The 19,910-nt window shown below is 60.6% G+C and carries 16 protein-coding genes; 7 read left to right on the top strand and 9 right to left on the bottom strand.

Annotated elements, in window-relative coordinates:
* The first annotated feature begins 100 nt into the window (after positions 1 to 100).
* Positions 101 to 976 (top strand): 4-hydroxy-tetrahydrodipicolinate synthase, encoded by an 876-nt coding sequence (dapA, locus tag Q0M35_RS01505; protein ID WP_295311481.1) that lies wholly within the window; start codon positions 101 to 103, stop codon positions 974 to 976.
* A 105-nt stretch (positions 977 to 1,081) separates the two neighbouring features.
* On the top strand, positions 1,082 to 2,245 hold the full coding sequence (locus Q0M35_RS01510; RefSeq protein ID WP_295311483.1) for a M20 aminoacylase family protein: 1,164 nt from the start codon (positions 1,082 to 1,084) through the stop codon (positions 2,243 to 2,245).
* Positions 2,246 to 2,254: 9 nt separating this feature from the next.
* Here the strand turns inward: Q0M35_RS01510 and Q0M35_RS01515 are convergent, their stop codons facing one another.
* The 6 genes from Q0M35_RS01515 to Q0M35_RS01540 all read right to left on the bottom strand — a co-directional run bounded on the left by Q0M35_RS01515 (position 2,255) and on the right by Q0M35_RS01540 (position 11,220).
* Complete coding sequence (locus tag Q0M35_RS01515; RefSeq protein WP_295311485.1) at positions 2,255 to 3,127, bottom strand: DmsC/YnfH family molybdoenzyme membrane anchor subunit; 873 nt, start codon at positions 3,125 to 3,127, stop codon at positions 2,255 to 2,257.
* A complete protein-coding gene (locus tag Q0M35_RS01520) occupies positions 3,127 to 3,873 on the bottom strand; it encodes a 4Fe-4S dicluster domain-containing protein (protein ID WP_295311487.1) in 747 nt (248 codons plus the stop codon). Before Q0M35_RS01520 ends, Q0M35_RS01515 begins: the two co-directional genes overlap by 1 nt.
* 124 nt (positions 3,874 to 3,997) lie before the next feature.
* Positions 3,998 to 6,811, bottom strand: a complete 2,814-nt coding sequence (locus Q0M35_RS01525) for a molybdopterin oxidoreductase family protein (protein WP_295311489.1) — start codon at positions 6,809 to 6,811, stop codon at positions 3,998 to 4,000.
* An 18-nt stretch (positions 6,812 to 6,829) separates the two neighbouring features.
* Entirely contained in the window at positions 6,830 to 7,828 is a 999-nt protein-coding gene (gene pta / locus Q0M35_RS01530; RefSeq protein ID WP_295311491.1) for a phosphate acetyltransferase, read from the bottom strand.
* 44 nt (positions 7,829 to 7,872) lie between these two features.
* On the bottom strand, positions 7,873 to 9,651 hold the full coding sequence (gene xsc / locus Q0M35_RS01535) for a sulfoacetaldehyde acetyltransferase (protein ID WP_295311493.1): 1,779 nt from the start codon (positions 9,649 to 9,651) through the stop codon (positions 7,873 to 7,875).
* An 84-nt stretch (positions 9,652 to 9,735) separates the two neighbouring features.
* Positions 9,736 to 11,220, bottom strand: coding sequence for a PLP-dependent aminotransferase family protein (locus Q0M35_RS01540; RefSeq protein ID WP_295311496.1), 1,485 nt, complete (start codon positions 11,218 to 11,220; stop codon positions 9,736 to 9,738).
* A 383-nt stretch (positions 11,221 to 11,603) separates the two neighbouring features.
* Here Q0M35_RS01540 and Q0M35_RS01545 point away from each other — a divergent pair, with 383 nt between their 5' ends.
* Positions 11,604 to 12,332: an NAD(P)-binding oxidoreductase gene (locus tag Q0M35_RS01545; protein WP_295311498.1), complete on the top strand. Its 729-nt coding sequence runs from the start codon at positions 11,604 to 11,606 to the stop codon at positions 12,330 to 12,332.
* A gap of 73 nt (positions 12,333 to 12,405) precedes the next feature.
* Here the strand turns inward: Q0M35_RS01545 and Q0M35_RS01550 are convergent, their stop codons facing one another.
* From Q0M35_RS01550 to Q0M35_RS01560, 3 genes are all read right to left on the bottom strand, one after another.
* Positions 12,406 to 12,825 (bottom strand): META domain-containing protein, encoded by a 420-nt coding sequence (locus tag Q0M35_RS01550; protein ID WP_295311500.1) that lies wholly within the window; start codon positions 12,823 to 12,825, stop codon positions 12,406 to 12,408.
* 134 nt (positions 12,826 to 12,959) lie between these two features.
* The gene (locus Q0M35_RS01555; protein WP_295311502.1) at positions 12,960 to 13,214 is read right to left on the bottom strand and encodes a glycine zipper 2TM domain-containing protein; all 255 of its coding nucleotides are present in this window, start codon (positions 13,212 to 13,214) and stop codon (positions 12,960 to 12,962) included.
* 124 nt (positions 13,215 to 13,338) lie between these two features.
* Positions 13,339 to 14,730, bottom strand: coding sequence for an aminotransferase class III-fold pyridoxal phosphate-dependent enzyme (locus Q0M35_RS01560; protein WP_295311504.1), 1,392 nt, complete (start codon positions 14,728 to 14,730; stop codon positions 13,339 to 13,341).
* A 793-nt stretch (positions 14,731 to 15,523) separates the two neighbouring features.
* Here Q0M35_RS01560 and Q0M35_RS01565 point away from each other — a divergent pair.
* The 4 genes from Q0M35_RS01565 to Q0M35_RS01580 all read left to right on the top strand — a co-directional run.
* Positions 15,524 to 16,534, top strand: coding sequence for an ABC transporter substrate-binding protein (locus Q0M35_RS01565; protein WP_295311506.1), 1,011 nt, complete (start codon positions 15,524 to 15,526; stop codon positions 16,532 to 16,534).
* A 120-nt stretch (positions 16,535 to 16,654) separates the two neighbouring features.
* The gene (locus tag Q0M35_RS01570) at positions 16,655 to 17,461 is read left to right on the top strand and encodes an ABC transporter ATP-binding protein (protein WP_295311508.1); all 807 of its coding nucleotides are present in this window, start codon (positions 16,655 to 16,657) and stop codon (positions 17,459 to 17,461) included.
* Positions 17,458 to 18,726, top strand: a complete 1,269-nt coding sequence (locus tag Q0M35_RS01575; RefSeq protein WP_295311510.1) for an ABC transporter permease — start codon at positions 17,458 to 17,460, stop codon at positions 18,724 to 18,726. Before Q0M35_RS01570 ends, Q0M35_RS01575 begins: the two co-directional genes overlap by 4 nt.
* A 236-nt stretch (positions 18,727 to 18,962) precedes the next feature.
* Positions 18,963 to 19,910: fatty acid desaturase (locus Q0M35_RS01580; RefSeq protein ID WP_295311514.1), on the top strand; the 948-nt coding region annotated here is incomplete at its 3' end.

Here is a 19,910-nt window from a genome sequence, read left to right on the forward strand (position 1 = left end):
CTGATACATACATCTGCATAGCGCGGGATCAAATCACGATCTTGCTGAAAAGATGTTAAAACCAGGCCATTTGCCGGCCACAATGTAAAGGAGCGTGAAAATGTTCAAAGGCTCGATGCCTGCCCTCGTCACGCCGTTTCGGAACGGCGAGCTGGATCTGGACACACTGAAGAAACTCGTTGAATGGCATATCGGTGAAGGCAGCAACGGCCTTGTCCCCGTGGGGACGACCGGCGAAAGCCCCACCCTGAGCCACCGTGAACATGAAACGGTGGTCGAGGAAGTCGTCAAAGCCGCTGCGGGCCGTCTGCCGGTCATCGCGGGGGCGGGCTCGAACAACACGACCGAAGCGATGCGCCTTGCGCAGCACGCGGAAAAGGTCGGCGCTGATGCGATTCTCGTTGTCACGCCCTATTACAACAAACCGACTCAGTCCGGTCTGATCGCGCATTTCACGGCGATCCACGACTGCTGTGAGTTGCCGGTCATCATCTACAACATCCCTGGCCGGTCCGTGGTCGATATGAAGCCGGATACCATGGGGCGGCTTGCTGAACTGCCGCGTATTGTCGGGGTCAAAGACGCCACCGGCGATCTGGCGCGGGTCTGCGATCAGCGGATGACCTGCGGTGCGGATTTCATCCAGCTCTCGGGCGAGGATGCTACGGCACACGGCTTCAACGCACAGGGCGGGACGGGCTGCATTTCGGTTACTGCCAATGTCGCACCGAAGATGCTGAGCGAGATGCAGGCGTCCTGTCTTTCGGGCAACTACGGCCGCGCGCTGGAAATCCAGGACCGGCTGATGCCGCTGCACAAAGCGATCTTTACCGAGCCGGGTCTCGTCGGTGTCAAATACGCCATGTCGCGGCTTGATCTCTGCTCGGAAGAGGTGCGCCTGCCGCTGACGGGGCTGTCCGATGAGACGCGCGTTCTGGTCGATGACGGCCTGCGTCACGCGGGTCTGATGAACTGAAACGCGTCGGGGGCGGGGTCGACCCGCCCTTTGGATTTCAGGCGTTGACCCTGGCGCTGCGGGCTCCCAGAATTGCCGAAAGCTCAGAAACCCGGAGAAACGCCTGTGAACATCCTGCCAGTGATCAAAGACAGCACGAAGGAGCTGCAGGAGATCTACCGCGATCTGCATGCCCATCCCGAGATTGGCTTTGAGGAAAAGCGCACCAGCGGCGTGGTGGCGCACCTGCTGGAAAGCTATGGCGTTGATGAGCTGCACACCGGCATCGCCGGGACCGGCGTGGTGGCGATTGTGCGGGGCAAAGGCCAGGGCAATCGCTGCGTCGGGTTGCGTGCGGATATGGATGCGCTGCCGATCACCGAAGCAACGGGCTTGCCACATGCCTCTTCCAATGACGGCGTAATGCATGCCTGCGGACACGACGGGCACATCACGATGCTGCTCGGCGCGGCAAAGCACCTTACGGCCACGCGCGATTTTGACGGGACAGCCGTGCTGATCTTTCAGCCCGCCGAAGAGGGTCTCGGAGGTGCGCGCGGTATGATCGCCGACGGGCTTTTCGAGCGGTTTCCCTGCGATGAGGTCTACGGGATGCACAACTATCCGGACGGTAATCCGGGCAGGTTCGGCATCCGCGCCGGGGCCGCGATGGCGGGGGCGGCGTTTTTCGACATCACCGTGCAGGGCAATGGCAGCCACGCCGCCCACCCCGAAGACAGCCGCGACGCGCTGATGATCGCGGCGAGCCTGACCACAGAGCTCAACACCATTGTGGCGCGCAACATCAGCCCGCTGGACACCTGTGTGCTGTCGGTGACGAAACTCAACGCCGGCAGCGCCTATAACGTGGTGCCGGGCGTGGCAACGCTGGCAGGCACCATCCGCTATTTCAAAGATGACGTTTATGCGCGCGCGGCCGGGCGCATGCAGGCGCTTTGCGACGGCTTTGCAACGGCCCACGGGGCCGAAATTACGCTCGATCTGCGCAACGTTTTTGATGTGCTCGTGAATGATGCGGATCTCTCTGCGGCCTACCTCGAAGCCGCAACAGATATTGTGGGCGCTGACAACGTCACAGATGCAGAGGACCCGACCACCGGCTCGGAGGACTTTGCGGATATGCTGCGGGTCGTGCCGGGCGCCTACTGCAGTCTCGGGCACAGCGGTACGCTGCCGCTGCATAACCCCGGTTTCGTCCTGGGCGAGGAGATTCTGCCCGTAGGCGCCTCGATCATGGCGCGTCTGGTGGAGCGCCGGCTGCCACTTTGAGGGCTGTGCTCAGCGCTTGCCGTAATAGAGCCCCACCACATGCTCCGCTTCTGCGAAAAAGAGCCAGCGCGCAATCAGAACACCCGCCACATGGCTGACCACTGCGAGCAAAGCAAAGAAGTGGTTGAACGGCAGGATCAGCAGCAGAATTGGTACGCCTGCCATCAGCACCAGCGATATGAGCCGCAGCTTCTGGCTGTGTTTGCGCCCGATATCATGCACGAACTCGCGCAGCAGATAGTTGGTGCCGGTATGCGGCGGCTCAAAGGAGCGCACCGATCCCGCCCCCCCGAGCCCGGTCGCGGTTTTGAGGCTGGTGCCGGATGCTTCCAGCGCCTTGTCGCCCATGATCCAGGTCAGGCCCTGAACGACGCCGGCTATGACCAGCAAAAGCAGGGCGGCCTGCACCTGTCCGGAGAGCAGCGCACCACCGGCAAGTGAGAGGACGAGAAACTTCACCGGCGTAATGCTCATATTCCAGCGCGGGATGGTTTTGAGCTGTGTGTAGATCATCGAGGTGGTGAAAACCGTCGCCAGCGACAGGATCGCTCCGAGGATGCCAAGCGGAGCAATGCGGGTGCCGGCAAAGACCAGACCGGCGGCATAGAGACCCATAATAACCAGTGCGCCGACAGCGCACCATGCCTCGCGGCTGAGCCAGCTGGAGCGCCACTGGGTGAAGGCTTTGATCGCGCGCTCAGGCCGTCCGAGGTGAAAGGTCGAGGCCAGCAGACCTCCCACGGCCATAGCGTAGGCAATGGCGAAAAAGACGAATGCCGTCCAGCCGGTGACCGCCGGATAGCCTAAGCCGAGCCAGACCAGCAGGCCAAAGCCCAAGCCGCTGAAAGTGGTGAAGAAGATGACGGAAGGTGCGGGATGCATCAGATTTTCTCCAGCGCTTTGTCGAGCCAGCCCAGAAAGCCCTTGGGCTCTTCGGCCACAGGCTCAAGGAAGGGGGCGAGCACGTCAAATTCAGGCATGGCGTCTTTGGGCCGCGGTGGCAGGTATTTATTGACCGGTCTGGTGCCCTGTTCAGGCATCAGATCCATGCCGCCACGTGCCGCCACCAGCTTGCTTACGTCGCTGTCGGGGTCGCTCAGATCGCCGAAGTGGCGCGCGTTGGACGGGCAGGTGCGCACACAGGCGGGCTGGCGGTCCTCCTCGGGCAGATTTTCGTTATAAATGCGGTCGACGCAGAGTGTGCATTTCTTCATCACACCCTCAGCCTGATCCAGTTCGCGTGCGCCATAGGGGCAGGCCCAGGCGCAGAGCCCGCAGCCGATACAATCGCTCTCGTTGACCAGCACGATGCCGTCTTCGACACGTTTGTAGCTGGCGCCGGTCGGGCAGACCGTGACGCAGGGCGCGTCCTCGCAGTGCAGGCAGGATTTCGGAAAGTGGATGAGCTGGGCGGCGCCCTCTTCAGGCTGCACCTCGTAAGAATGCACGCGGTTGAGAAAGGTGCCGCTGTTGTCGGCGCCGTAGGCGTTCTGGTCGCTCAGAGGCGCGCCGTAATTTTCTGTATTCCAGCCTTTGCAGGAGATCACACAGGCGTGGCAGCCGACGCAGGTATCAAGGTCGATCACGAGGCCCAGTTTGCGGTCGGTCGAGGTTGGCAGGGAGGTCATGAGCGGCTCCTTTTTGGGAGGGTCGGCGGGGCGATTTTCTGCGGCGTGCCGGGAAGCGGGCTGAGTTCCCGGGGGCGCGGCCCCCGGACCCCCGGGATATTTCCAGGCCAGAGAAGTGGCGCGGTCATTTGCCAACCTTCCACGTCAGGTTTTTCGGGCCCGTTCCGACGGGCGATCTGATTGGTGCAAATTCTGGTTGTGCCTCATCTGCCGTTGCGGCTTTGGTGATCCGGACCTTGAGGTCGAACCAGGCGGCCTGTCCGGTGACCGGATCGGAATTCGCCCACCGCAGCCCGTCACCTTTGGGCGGCAGGAGCTCGTGGATGAGGTGGTTGAGCAGGAAGCCGCGGGTCGCTTCGGGGGCGTTTTCCTCAAGCGCCCAGGCGCCTTTACGTTTGCCGATAGCGTTCCAGGTCCAGACGGTGTTTTCGTTGAGCGCGGCCATTTCCAGCACCGGTACCGTAATCTCGCCGTGCGGTGAGGTGACTGTCGCCCAGTCGCCGTCGGAGAGATCGTTCTCCCGCATCAGCTTTGTCGGCAGATACAGCGGGTTGTGCCCGTGCAACTGCCTGAGCCATGCGTTCTGCGAGCCCCATGAGTGGTACATCGCCATCGGCCGCTGTGTGAGTGCTGTGACGGGAAATTCACTGGCACGGTTCTCCTCTTCGCAGGAGTACCAGACCGGCAGCGGTGACATCGTATCGATAATGCGCTGGCGCAGGTGATCAGGCGGCTGGCGGTCGCCGTGGCCTTCGGCGGCGAGCTGGAATTTCCGCATCGGCTCGACATAGAGCGAGAAGAGATAGGGCATGGGCTTGTCATAAAGGCCCATTTCCACGGCCCAGTCCTGATAGGCGGTGTTCCAGGGTTTGTAGTAATTCGACCCTTCCGGGATGTGCTCGACGAAGAAGCCACCGTTTTCGATGTATTGCTCAAGCTGGTGCGGGTTGACCTCGCCGCGGCCTGATTTATCGCCGTTTGCGCCCCGGAAACCGGCCAGCGGGCCGATGCCCGGGCGGCGTTCGTGGTTGACGATGTAATCACCGTAATCGGCGTATTTCTGGCTGCCGTCTTCATTGGTGAACCCGGGCAGCTTCAACCTGGCTCCAAGGTCACAAAGCATCGACTGGAACCCTCTGACGTCGCGATCGGGCTCGATCACCGGCCAGCGGATGGCATCCGCAGCAGCATCGGCCTCGCAGATCGGACGATCAAGCAGCGAGATACAGTCGTGGCGTTCGAGATAGGTGGTGTCAGGCAGGATCAGATCGGAATAGGCAACCATTTCAGAACTGTAGGCATCTGAATAGATGATCTTTGGAATAATGTACTCGCCGCTTTCATCCTTGTCGGTCAGCATATCGATTACGCCGCGCGTGTTCATCGACGAGTTCCACGACATGTTTGCCATGTACATGAAGAGCACGTCGATTTTATAGGGATCTCCGGCCCATGCATTTGAAATCACCATATGCATGAGCCCGTGGCTCGACATCGGATTTTCCCAGGTAAAGGCCTTGTCGATGCGCGCGGGCGTGCCGTCTTCGAGCAGGGCAAGATCCTCGGGGCCGTGGGTGAACCCCAGATGCGGGCCATTGAGCGGGCCGCCCGGCGTCATGCCGACGTGTGGCTTGGGGTGGGCGGTCGCGGGCTTGGGGTAGGGCGGTTTAAAGCGGAACCCGCCGGGCACCTCGACCGTGCCGAGAATGATCTGCAGGGTGTGCAACGCGCGGCAGGTCTGAAAGCCGTTGGCATGGGCCGAAATTCCGCGCATCGCATGAAAAGAAACCGGACGACCGATCATCTTGTCATGCTTTTCGCCGCGGAAATCGGTCCAGGAATGATCAAGCTCGAAGCTCTCCTCAAACGCCACGCGCGCCAGCTCCGCGGCAATCGCGCGGATGCGTTTGGCGGGAATGCCACAGCGGTCGGCCACGTTCTCCGGCGCGTAATCATCCGAGAGATACATATCGGCCATCTTGTGAAAGACCGGCCGGTGGGTAACGCCAGCCTCACGGTGGGTGGCGGAGAGGTCAGGCCTGACGCCGGGCTGATCGAAAGGCGTCAGCTTGCCGGTCACTCGGTCGATGACCAGCTCTTTGCCGTTCTCGTCGCGCATCAACAGGCCGTATTCAGGGGACTTTTCGTCTTCATTCACCAGAACCGGTGCGTTGGTGTATTGCGCCAGATAATTAAGATCGATTTTGCCGGCCTTCATCAGGCAGTGGACCATCGCCAGAATAAAGAGCCCGTCCGTACCCGGCGTGATGCCGACCCAGTCGTCGGCCACAGCGTTGTACCCGGTGCGGATGGGGTTCACGCCGATCACCCGCGCGCCGCGCTTTTTTATCTTGCCAATGCCCATTTTGATCGGGTTGCTGTCGTGATCCTCGGCCACGCCAAAGAGCATGAAGAGCTTTGTGTGGTCCCAGTCAGGCTGGCCAAACTCCCAGAAGGCACCGCCCATCGTATAAATTCCTGCCGCAGCCATATTGACCGAGCAGAAGCCGCCGTGGGCTGCATAATTCGGTGTGCCGAAGTTCTGTGCCCAGAAGGAGGTGAAAGACTGCGACTGATCCCGCCCGGTGAAAAACGCGAGTTTCGAGGGATCCTTCCTGCGCACAGGCTCAAGCCAGTCGGTGGCGATTTTCAGCGCCTCGTCCCATTCAATCTCCTCAAATTCGCCCGAGCCGCGCTCGCCCACACGCTTAAGCGGTTTACGCAGACGCGAGGGCGCGTTGACCTGCATGATCCCGGCAGACCCTTTGGCGCAGAGCACACCCTGATTAACCGGGTGATCTTTGTTGCCTTCGATATAGGCGACCTTGCCGTCTTTCAGGTGCACGTTGATCCCGCAGCGGCAGGCGCACATGTAACAGGTGGTTTTGCGCACCTCGTCAGAGACTTTCGGGCTCAGGTCGATCACCGGCTGGTTCATGGAAAGTCTCCTCGGAAGTTAGCGCGCGACCTGAAGGACGGTCACAGCAATCATATTGGTCACATCTGCGGCCGTGCAGCCACGAGAAAGATCATTGGCAGGTTTTGACAGCCCCTGCAGCACCGGGCCGATTGCATCCGCGCCACCGATGCGCTGTGCAATCTTATAGCCGATATTGCCGGCGTCGAGGTTGGGAAAAATCATCACGTTGGCCTCGCCTGCCACTGCGGAGCCTTTGGCCTTGGAGGCCGCGACCTGTGGCACGAAGGCTGCATCGAACTGCAACTCGCCATCGGCTCTGAGGTCAGGATGGTTTTCTTTGAGGAGGGCGGCGGCGGCGGCGACTTTGCTGACCGACGGATGTCGGGCTGATCCGTGTGTGGAAAACGACAAAAGCGCTACCACTGGCTCAGTCTCCAGAAGCGCGCGGCAGGAGGCGGCGGAGGCCACGGCAATCGCCGCGAGTTCTTCGGAAGATGGGTCGATCACCAGGCCACAATCGCCGAAGATCATTCCGTCGCGGCCTGAGGGGTGATTTTCCGGCAGCGCCATCAGGAAGAAGCTCGACACCAGTGGTGCCTCTTTGGCTTTGCCGATGATCTGCAGGGCGGCGCGTACCGTGTCGGATGTGGTCGCGACGGCACCGCCGACGGTGCCGTCTGCGTGGCCTTCGCGTACCATCAGTGCCGAAAAGACCAGGGGCTTGCGCACCTCAGACTCTGCGATCTCCGGGGTGACGCCCTTATGTTTCCGGAGCTCATAAAAGGCCCGCGAAAGACCGGCGCTGAGGTCGGAGGTTTCCGGATCCGCGATCTGCAGGGCGGGATTGTTGATCTCGCCCGCGGCGACAAGAGCGGCGGCCACAGTGTCCTGCGGGCCGACCAGGGTGATCCGGGCGATCCCGGATTTCACCGCCGCAACGGCGCCGGCCACGATCCGGGGATCGTGGCCTTCGCTCATCACGATGTGGGCGGGCCGGGCGCTTGCGCGGGTCGAAAGATCGCGCAGAACGCTCATGGCCTGTCCTTCTCTTTTATGCGGATGCTGATCTGCACCCGGTCTTAAACGGTCTGTGCCCGCATGTCGTCTTTGCTGATCCCAGCGACGGCAACAGGTTTCTTCATTGCGTCGCGACGGAACGGATCGCCCAGCTCCTGGTTGATCATTGCCTCGATCAGCGTGGTAACACCGTTTTCCATCTGATCTTTGATCGCCTGAGCCAGCGCTTCTGTCAGCTCGTCCTGTGTGCGGGCCACGACGCCCTTGAGGCCACAGGCATTGGCGATCCCGGCATAAGACACATCCTCGTCGAGCTCAGTGCCCACGAAGTTGTCGTCAAACCACAGCGTGGAGTTACGCTTTTCCGCGCCCCACTGATAGTTGCGGAAGACGATCTGCGTGATGGCAGGCCAGTCGCCGCGTCCGATTGCTGTCAGTTCGTTCACCGAAATGCCGAAAGCACCGTCGCCGGCAAAACCCACAACCGGCACATTGGGCTGGCCGATTTTCGCACCAACAATTGACGGCAGACCGTATCCACAGGGACCAAACAGGCCCGGCGCCAGATATTTGCGGGATTCGTTGAACGACGGGTAAGCGTTACCGATCGCACAGTTGTTGCCGATGTCCGAGCTGATAATCGCCTCGACCGGAAGAGCCGCCTGAATGGCGCGCCACGCCATGCGCGGGCTCATCCAGTCCGGCTTGGCCTTGCGCGCGCGCACGTTCCAGTCGGTGCCCGGGTCGTCCTGCTCCTCGGTCATCGAGGTCAGCTCCTGCGCCCAGGCAGATTTGGTTGTCGCGATCTTGTCTTTGCGCTCGGCGCGGTTTGTGTCGCCCGCATCATCGGAAAGCTTGTCGGTGATGCCCTGCGCGACTTTGGCCGCGTCGCCCACGATACCCACGGTGACTTTTTTGGTCAGGCCGATGCGGTCGGGGTTGATATCGACCTGGATGATCTTGGCGTCTTTCGGCCAGTAGTCGATGCCGTAGCCCGGCAGCGTAGAGAACGGGTTGAGGCGCGTGCCAAGGCACAACACCACATCTGCCTGACTGATCAGCTGCATGCCCGCTTTGGAGCCGTTATAGCCGAGCGGACCGGCAAAGAGCGGGTGGTTGCCGGGGAAGGCGTCGTTGTGCTGATACCCCACGCAGACGGGCGCATCGAGACGCTCGGCCAGTATCCTGGAGGCTTCAATTCCGCCCTTGGACAGCACCGCACCGGCACCGTTCAGAATGACCGGGAATTTGGCGTTGCTCAGCAGCTCAGCCGCTTTGGAAACAGCACCTTCACCGCCCTGGGGCAGTTCAAAGTCAACGATCGCCGGCAGTTCGATATCCACCACCTGGGTCCAGAAATCGCGCGGGATGTTGATCTGCGCAGGGCCGGAGGCGCGTTTGGCCTGCATGATCACACGGTTCAGCGTCTCGGCAATCCGTGTGGGGTCGCGGACTTCTTCCTGATACGCCACGCAGTCGGCGAAAAGGTTCATCTGTTCCATTTCCTGGAAGCCGCCCTGGCCGATCGTCTTGTTCGCCGCCTGCGGCGTGACCAGCAGGACGGGTGTGTGGTTCCAGTAGGCCGTTTTGACCGCTGTCACGAAGTTGGTGATGCCCGGGCCGTTCTGCGCGATCATCATGCACATTTTCCCGGTAGCGCGGGTATAGCCGTCCGCCATCATGCCGCCGGTGGTTTCATGTGCGCAGTCCCAGAACTTGATCCCGGCGTCCGGGAAGATGTCTGAGATTGGCATCATTGCAGATCCGATAATGCCAAAGGCGTTATCGATGCCGTGCATCTGCAGCGTTTTTACGAAGGCTTCTTCGGTCGTCATTTTCATGGCGGGTGCTCCTTAGGGGCTGGGTTGGCGATTCTCGGTTTGGGATGACAGTAGTGTGAAGAGCGGGTCGGTGTTAGGGCCAGATCAGTATGCGGTTAAGGCCAGGCCGGCCATCTCCTGTATTTCGCTGGCGACCAGTTCAACGCCGCTGGCGATGCGCTGGACGGGGATGGAGGAATAGGCAAGGCGGTAGAAGCATGTGGGCTGTTCGGGCCCGGAGAAAAACGAGTGCCCGGGCTCGATAAGAACCCCGCGGGCCTGAAGTCGCCGCGCAAGCTCCCGGGTGTCGACGCCGGCGGGCGCCTGCATCCAGAACGAGGAACCGCCGTTGGCCCCCTGACCGGAGATTTGCAACCCGTTGCGGGTGATCGCATCGGCCATGACCTCTCGGCGCTCATGCAGGGCGCTGCCCATCCGGCGGATGAGCGCATCATGATGGCCGAGCGACAGAAAATATGCCGCTGTGCGCTGCACATGGCCGGGCGGGTGGCGCAGTACGGAGGCGCGCAGGGCGCGGGCCTCGCGGATAAAGGGCTCGGAGCCCACCAGATACCCCAGCCGCAGCCCGGGAAAGAGCGATTTGGAAAAGCTGCCGACATAGATCACGCGCCCGTCGGCATCGAGGCTCTTGAGCGCCGGTGAGGGGCTGCGCAGAAACGACATTTCGAATTCATAATCATCTTCGACGATCAGCGCATCCATTCCGGCGGCCCGGCGCAGGAGTTCGTGGCGGCGGTGCATTGGCATGGTGCCGGTGGTCGGGCACTGGTGGCTGGGCGTGGTGAAGATCACATCGGTGTCGGGTGGGATGGCATCGGGGGGCATGCCGTCGGCGTCCACCCGCACCGGCGTCACATGACAGCGCGATTGCGAGAGAATATCGCGAAGTGCATGATAACAGGGGTCTTCCAGAGCGGCGCGCCGGCGTTGCGTCAGCAGAACCTGGGTCGTGAGCCAGAGCGCGTTCTGCGCCCCCAGCGTGATCAGGATCTGCTCTGGCCGGGCGGTAATGCCGCGCCGGGGCAGGGTATGACGCGCGATAAATTCGATGAGCTGCGGATCGTCCTGATCATAGTAATCCGTGGTCAGTGCGGTGAAGTCTTTCTGCCCGAGCGCCTTCAGCGCACAGATGCGCCAGTTCGCATGATCAAAGAGCGTCGGATCAGCCTGGCCATAGATAAAAGGATAGCGGTATCCGGCCCAGTCAGCGGGCTTGCGCGGCATGTCGCCACCGGAAAACCGCTGTCCGATGGCGCGCGTCCAGTCCACGGCATCTGTGCCGGCCCGTGTCGGCTCGAAAGCCGGCGGAACGGGTGCGTTTTCGGAAACGAAATATCCCGAACGACCGCGCGACGAGAGGTAGTCATTTGCCAGAAGCTCGGTGTAGGCGATGGTCACCGTAATCCGGCTGACCCCCAGATGCGCCGCAAGCTTGCGCGTTGACGGCAGCTTTTCTCCGCGCAGAAATCTACCGGACAGAATGCCCTGTGCAATCATCTGCTGGATCTGGGATTGCAGCGTGCCCTGAGCGTCAGGGTGCAGAAAAAAGGTTTCAACGGGCAGGGCCATATCTCAAGCCTATACTGGACTTATGCGGCTGACAATCTGGCTCCATAGATATGGGAATATGGTAAAAATTACACGGGATAACAAAGTGTTAGCCTGTCGAAAACAGCAATTATTGAAACTTAGAGTATCAATAACACGCAAATCTGCAAGGGGAATCAGTCGCTATACCATACACTACCTCGCACCAGCAGGTGCACTGTTGTGTATCGTCTGCCCGCGCGCGGTGTTGTGATCGCGGATGCCGGTGCGCTGGTCTGACACCGGTTTTGCCTCAGAGGCCCGGCTGTGCGAAAGTTGCAGGGACCGGTGTGACGACAGCAAGACAGCCGATCACAGGGGTGCGGCGTTCAGGTCGCGTGCAGAAATTACGGAGTGACGTTCTGGTGCAGATCCTAATCCTCGGAGCCAGTGGCGCGACCGGTCGCCTGCTGACAAAAGAACTGATCGCGCGCGGGCAGGCGGTAAAAATCATTGTCCGCTCCGCCGGAAGTGTCCCGGAGGACCTGCGGGCCAGCAGCCTCCTGACCATCATCACCGCCAGCGTTTCCGACCTGAGCGACGATGAGATTGCGCAGCACATCGCCGGATGTGATGCGGTGGCCAGTTGTCTCGGGCACAATCTGACATTCCGTGGGCTTTTTGGCCCGCCGCGCAGACTGGTGACCGACGCGACGCGGCGGTTCTGCGAAGCCATCCGGAACAGCGCGCCGGCGCACCCGGTCAGATTTGTTCTGATGAACACCACAGGTAACAGTAACTCTGACCTCGATGAACCTGTCTCCTTTGCACAGCATGTGGTGCTGGCTCTGCTGCGGTTGCTGCTGCCCCCGCACAGGGACAATGAAAAGGCCGCCGACTATCTGCGCACTGCTATAGGCCAGGGTGACCAGGCGATCGAGTGGGCGGCCGTCCGGCCCGACGGGTTGACCGACGAAGCCGGGGTCACGGCATACGACATACACCCTTCACCCACGCGCAGCGCCATTTTTGATGCAGGAAAAACCAGCCGGCATAATGTTGCACATTTCATGGCGGAACTGATTTGCGACAACAGCCTCTGGCAGAGATGGAAAGGGGCCATGCCGGTGATCTATAACAGGGTCACCGGCTGACCTTACGGGACTTTCACCGCGACTGTCGGGGCTGTTCTGCCGGCTCCAATAAACGGAAACGGCACGACACTCTTCAATCGCGGTCGCGCTGGTCCATCGTCAGAACCGGTGTGCCATCCGCATCACTGAGGGTCAGTGACGCGCCGTCGCGGGTAAAAAACCGGGCTGTTGAGAGTGCCTGCATAAAATCAGACTCGCGCCGGGCCACGGGCTCAGCACAGGCCATCATCGTCGCCGCCGCAGGGCCGAGCAGAATGGCATCGCTCTGGGTGACATAGCGGCCCCGGAATGTGTTGCAGCCACCGTTTCCAAAATAGAGACCCTCGGTGTCAAACCGGATAAAAACATCCGTTCCAGGCGGTACAGGTGCGCCGGAAAGCTCCTTGGGGGCCCATTCGCTGCCTGGCAGCGGTTCGGCGCGGGAGGGGAAGGCGGCAAGCAGGCTCAGCGCGATTGTGGTACAAACTGTGGTGGCGGCGCGGGGGGCGGGCATGACACGTCTCCTTATTGGTCGCGCATATTCTGACCCGCAGGGAGCGGCGCTGCAAGGCCCGTCCGGCGGGCAGAAGCTACGGGGCGCCCGCCGGCATGAATATCCGCCGGCGGGATCGGCTCATGTCCGTGTCGTTACGGGCAGGCCGCCGTATAACGCGAGCCATCCGGGTTCTGATAAACGCAGGATCCGCTGGCGGTGCGCCCGAGATAATTACCAGCCAGAGCGCCGGCAACGCCGCCGACGATGGCACCGGTCGCGCGGTCATCATCGTTGACAGCGGCACCAAGTGCCGCACCGGCCGTCGCCCCGGCAAGTGTGCTCTGATCCTGAGTGGCGCAGGCAGAGAGGCCGGCAACGAGCGGCAGTGCTATAAACAGTTTTTTCATTACAGTAACTCCTTTGGGAACGGCAAAACGCCGTGCCCGGCACAGAAGTTCCCGTTGAAATGCGACAGCAAAAAGCCCCGGACGGTGCCGGGGCTTTTCAGATGCGGCTCAGAAAGCAGATGTATCAGCCAAAGACGCGGGTCAGGGCCTCGTCTACCGCGTGACAGATGTGATCGATATCATCATTTTTCGCGATCAGAGCGGGTGAAAAACACAGCGTGTTGTTTTTACCTGGCAGAGAGCGGTTGGTCATACCGATGATCACGCCCTGCTGCATGCAGTCTGCAACGACAGCCTGAACCTGTTTTTCAACCATAGGCTTGCGGCTCTCGCGGTCTTCGACAAGCTCGGCGCCAAGGAAGAGACCCTTGCCGCGCACCTGACCGATGACGGCATGTTTGTCGGCCAGCGCGTTCAGCTGGTCGAGCATATAAGCGCCCATGCGTTCAGTGTTGCCCAGCAGATCCTCGTCTTCGATGATCGCCATGTTTTCGAGCCCTGCGGTGGGACCTGCTGTGCAGCCCCCGAAGGTCGAGATATCGCGGAAGTAATCCATCGGGTCGGAGGCGTCGGTTTTGAAGAGGTCAAACACCTTTTCGTTGGTCACAAGGCAGGCAATGGCGGCATAGCCGGAGGCCACACCCTTGGCCATGGTCACCATGTCCGGTTCCACACCGTAATGCTGATAGCCGAACCACTTGCCTGTACGGCCAACGCCGCAGACGACCTCGTCGATGTGCAGCAAAATATCGTATTTGCGGCAGATTTCCTGAACGCGCTGCCAGTAGCCGTCGGGCGGCACGATCACCCCGCCGCCTGCGGTCACCGGCTCAAGGCAAAGCCCGCCCACTGTATCGGGACCTTCGGCGAGGATGACCTTTTCGATCTGATCCGCCGCCCAGACGCCGTAGTTCTCCTGCGGCGCGCCGTCCTGCTCAAAAGCACGGTACTCAAGGCAATGCGGCACGCGCACAAACCCGGGCGTAAAGGGCCCGTACTGCGCGTTGCGCTCGTCCTGGCCGCCCGCCGAGAGGGCGGTGATGGTGGTGCCGTGGTAGTCACGGTCGCGGTAAAGCACCTTGTGCTTTTCGCCACCGTAGCGTTTGTGCGCAATCTGCCGGACCATCTTGAAGGCCTTCTCATTGGCCTCCGAGCCGGAATTACAATAATAGACGCGGCTCAGGCCGGGCATTTTCGAGATCAGCTTTTCGGCGAACATCGAGCCGGGTATCGAGCCTGCGGAACCGGCAAAGTAGTTCAGTTTGATCAGCTGGTCGCGCACCGCATTGGCGATTCGCTCGCGACCGTACCCCACGTTCACAGTCCAGACACCGCCGGAGACTGCGTCGAGGTGCTCCTTGCCCTTCTGATCCCAGACTTTCATGCCACGCCCTTCGACGATGATGCGCGGATCGGTCGTCTCATAGGGTTTGTGCTGGCTCAGGTGATGCCAGATATGCGCGCGGTCCGCCTCGACGATGCGCGACAGGTCGTTCTCATTGAAATTGCCGTCCATGGGTCAGGCCTTTCTGAATGAATAGAATCAGGTGAAATCGGAGCGCGTACGATCCGCATGACACCGATATGAATGTTTTTTACGCCCCCGAAGTAGGGCCAGATGCCTGGCAAACGTAACGCCAGTTCAGGGCGCCATACAAGCAATTCAGTCGCCATGCATCTGAAAACACCGTGATATCCTCAGATCCGGCAGGTGAACGCTCATAACCCGGGCAAGTTGCGCTACCTTGCCAGAAACGCGGTCTCCACGCAACGCAGGCATCGTTCAGATGTATCGCTTCGGCAGGGGATGCCCCGGGGATACCTTAGCGTCCGGCAGTCCTGTCGCCCGTCAGACGTACGCCGGAGCGGTTGCACGCGCCTCTGTAACCGGTACCTTGTCACTGATGAAAATCCCGCGAGCATGCCGGATCAGTCTGGCTCCGGCGTCCGGCATGCAGTCCCGACTGGACTCATGCAGTAAGCGAAAGTGGTCATTTAATATTCGCCGGCATCAACAGCACTATGCGCGCGGGTCGGGTATAATCCTGAGGCGGAGCATCCTGCCGGCCTGCCGGATTTGCATTTCCGGAAACGGACTTTCCGGAGTTCCAAAACCGCAGAACGGAGTAAGGACGAAAATCAGGCAGTCTCATCTGAATGGCCGGATTGTTTCAATAATGCCCTTGCGGGCAGGAACATTCTGACATTGGATAATCCGGTGCAAAGAAAAATAGGGCGGTGACAAACCGTCTCGCACCATAAAACAGCCGGCCCGGGAAGGGTTGGGAATGATCAACGGGAGAAACACAATGATCAAAAAGACAGCATGTGCATTTGTCGCGGGCGCCGTGATGGCCGTCAGCGCACAAACAGCAGCAGCAGACGGACACGGTGAAATCACCGTCGGATACTTCCTTGAGTGGCCGATGCCTTTCCTCGCAGCAAAAGCCTCCGGTGCCTATGACGAAGCGCTGGGCATGAAAGTGAACTGGGTTTCCTTCGAAACCGGAACGGCGATGTCGGCGGCGATGGCGTCGGGCGATGTTCAGCTTTCCGTGTCCCAGGGTGTGCCGCCCTTCGTTGTCGCCACCTCCGGCGGTCAGGACATCCAGATCGTGGACGTTGCGGTTTCTTATTCGGACAATGACAACTGTGTTGTGGCCGAAGCGCTGGAAATCGACAAGGACAGCGCGGGCGAACTGGCAGGCAAGAAAGTCGCCGTGCCGCTGGGCACCGCAGCACACTATGGCTTCCTGCGCCAGATGGACCACTTTGGCGTTGATCTTGCCTCGCTGCAGATCGTTGACATGGCACCGCCCGAGGGCGCGGCTGCTCTGAGCCAGGGCGCGGTTGATTTCGCCTGCGGCTGGGGCGGTGGTCTGTCCCGGATGAAGGAATACGGCAACATCCTTCTGACCGGTGATGAGAAACAGGAACTTGGCATTCTGGTTTTTGACGTAACTTCTGCACCTGCGTCCTACATCGCCGAGAACGGTGATGTCGTTGCGAAATTCCTCGGTGTGACAGCCGCGGCAAACGCAGAGTGGAAAGCTAACCAGAGCGACGAGATGCTGGCGGTAATCGCGGAGCAGTCCGGTATGGACGTCGAAGCGGCACGCGCCTCGATCGCGGGCTTTAAGTTCCCGTCCGTTGAGGAGCAGCTATCTTCCAATTGGTTTGGCGGCAACGCGGCCCCCTTCATGAAAGGCGTGGCCGACGTGTTCGTGGAAGCGGGTTCGATTGACTCGGCGCTCGACAGCTATGCAGACACAGTGAACACCGGACCGCTCGAAGCCGTAGCGGCAGCCGGCGGCTCCTGAACAATGAACGGCGCGGGTCACACCCGCGCCGTTTCACTTTGAAGACCTGAAGAAAGACCAGAGGCGGGATGATGTCTGCCCGGTCAGCAGCCCCCGCGCGGGGCAGAAGGTGGGGACAACATGACCGGATTATCCATAAAAAATCTGTCGATGCGTTTTGAGTTGCCGGGCGGAGATCATGTCCAGGCGCTGCAGGATGTGTCGCTTGATCTCAAAGCCGGCGAGTTGCTGAGCGTGCTGGGCCCGTCGGGCTGTGGCAAGACCACGCTTCTGAACATCGTGGCAGGCTTTCTGGCGCCCACCAGCGGTGAGCTGATCCTGAACGGGCACAAGATCAAAGGCCCGGATGCCGAACGCGGCATGGTGTTTCAGCAGGGCGCGCTTTTTGAGTGGATGTCCGTGCGCGAAAATGTTGCCTTTGGCCCCTCGATGAAGGGCACGCCGAAAAAAGATAAAGACGCGACCGTGAACCATTTGCTGGATGTGGTAGGTCTGCAGGACTTCAAGGAAAAGGCGGTCTATGAGCTCTCAGGCGGGATGCAGCAGCGTGTGGCGCTGGCGCGCTGTCTGGCCAATGACCCGGACGTCATTCTGATGGATGAACCGCTGGGCGCGCTCGATGCGCTGACCCGCGAAAAGATGCAGAGCCTCGTGCTTAAGCTCTGGAAAGAGACCGGCAAGACGATCATTCTGATCACCCACTCGGTGGAAGAGGCGCTGCTGCTGGGCGAGCGACTGATCGTGATGGCGCCGCGCCCGGGGCGGATCCACAAGGAATACCGGCTGCCTTTTGCGGAGCTTGGCGTGAATGCCGATCTGCGCGAGGTGAAAAAGCACCCTGAGTTCGGCCCGCGCCGTGAAGAGATCCTGAACATGATCTGGGATATGGAAGAAGAGATTATGGGCGGAAAGGAGGACGCGGCATGATCCCTCTCATTATATATGTCGCCATCTTCGTTGCGGCCTTTTTCATTGTCACCAAAGTGGTGCAGAAAGCAGTGCCGGCGGATTATACTTCGCTGAAAACGGTGACTTTTGGTGATGAGAGTGCCGTGCGCCCGAACCGGGCCGCAGGTGTGATTTCGATCCTGACAATATTCCTGATGTGGGGGATTTTCACGGGCTCTTCCCTGTTGCCGCGGTTCCTGCATGCGCCCGGGCCCTTTGAGGGGACCACGACCTTTACCTATACTGCCCAGGTCGAAGGCCGGGCGCCGGATGATGCGACCGTCACGGTGGTCGTGCACCCGCGCGACGTCGAAACCGAAGCGCCCGGGGTAGAGCCCGGCGATGGTTTCGCCAAGAACGACAGCGCGGCGATTGCACAGTGGCGCACCGGCCTGATCAACGTGGCCGGAAACGACGAGATTTCAAAAGGCGACGGCAACACGGTGATTGCCATCAACGGGCAAAAGATCGCTCCCGGCCAGACCGTAACCGTAGAAGGCGGCGCTGTGACCCTCAGCGACAAGGGCACACCGAACTTCGAGCCGGAGCGGGGCTGGCAGATGGAGCCGCTTTATCTGCCCTCCCCCGAGGCTGTCTGGGTACGCACCGGAGAGATCCTGAGAGACGGGTTCCGGAACTTCACCCTGCTGGAGCATCTGGGCTATTCGCTGTTCCGGGTTGTGGTGGGCTTTCTGCTGGGGGCTGCTGTTGGCATTCCGCTGGGCTATGCCATGGGTCTGTCGGACTGGTTCCGCGGCTGGTTTGACCCGATCGTGGAGTTCATGCGTCCGGTGCCGCCGCTGGCACTTATCCCGCTGGTGATCATCTGGGCGGGCATCGGAGAAGCGGGCAAGATCATCCTGCTCTTTCTCGCGGCCCTCTGGATCATGGCAATTGCCGCGCGCTCGGGCGTGTCCGGCGTGAAGATCTCAAAGGTGCATGCAGCCTACTCGCTGGGGGCCAGCAAGTGGCAGATCATGCGCTATGTGATCATCCCCAACTCGCTGCCGGAGATCTTTACCGGCGCGCGGGTGGCGATGGGCGTTTGCTGGGGCACGGTTGTGGCCGCCGAGCTTGTCGCCGCTGAACAGGGCGCGGGCATGATGATCATGACCGCTTCAAAGTTCCAGAACACCGATATCGTCATCATGGGGATCATCCTCATCGGCGTCATCGGGTTTGGCATCGATATGCTGATGCGATGGGCCGAGCGTCTGCTGGTGCCCTGGAAGGGCAAGGGCTGATCCGCTGACCGGTTATTACAATGTCGGGGCCCTGCGGGGCCCCGGTCCCATTTTATTGCCGGGACGCGCCCTCACCTGTTCCCCGGCGAGGAAACCGGCCGGAAAACAGCGGTAATCTGCCCGAAATCCGGACAGAGTCCGGGAAGTCACACATTCGTTCATTACCGGTCAATCTCCTTGTGTAATCCCGTGACATGTTTATCCCTGTGGAAACGAGCGAAAAAAGGCAGGCACCAATGACATCTCAGACCCCCGTTGAGGGCGACATTTCTGCAGGGTCGCCGCCGTTGCCGGCTGTGGCATGGGTGCGCATTCTCGCTCAGTACCGCGAGCCGGACGCATGGCGCTCATCCTTTGAAATCGCCGTCAGCCTGATCCCCTTTGTCGCGATCTGGGTTCTGGCCTGGGTGGTTCTGCCCGTGAGCGCACTGGCGGCGGTGGCGCTGGCCAGTCTCAATGGTCTCTTTCTGGTGCGTCTTTTCTGCATTCAGCACGACTGCGGCCACGGGTCGTTTTTCTCTAACCGTAACCTCAGTGACTGGATAGGACGTGCGATCGGGGTGCTGACCCTGACGCCCTACGACGTGTGGCGCAAATCGCATTCGATGCATCACGCAGGCGCCGGCAATCTTGAACGGCGCGGCATCGGTGATGTTGTGACGCTTACTGTGGCCGAATACCGGGCGCGCAGTCCGTTTGGGCGGCTGCGGTACCGCGCCTACCGGAACCCGCTGGTACTTTTTGTGCTCGGGCCTGCCTATGTTTTCTACGTTGAAAACCGTCTGCCCTGGGGCATGATGAAAGATGGCTGGCGCATCTGGGTCAGCTCTGTCGGAACGACGCTGTCTGCGGCCATCATGATCGGGCTCATTGTGTGGTTCGGTGGCCTGATGCCGGTGCTGCTGATTTTTGTTCCCACGACACTGGTCGCCGCGACAGTGGGCGTATGGCTCTTTTACGTGCAGCACCAGTTTGAGGAAACCCAGTGGGACCAGCCCGACGACTGGTCCATGCACGATGCGGCCCTGCATGGCTCATCGCATTATGTCATGCCGGCCTGGCTGCAGTGGTTCACCGCCAATATCGGCATTCATCACGTGCACCACCTCTACTGCCGCATTCCGTTTTACCGCCTGACGGAAGTATTGCGCGACCACGGCGACCTCGCCCGCGCGCAACGCCTG

It is taken from the genome of Roseobacter sp. (genome assembly GCF_024639605.1).
In the GTDB taxonomy this organism is placed as follows: Bacteria; Pseudomonadota; Alphaproteobacteria; order Rhodobacterales; family Rhodobacteraceae; genus Roseobacter.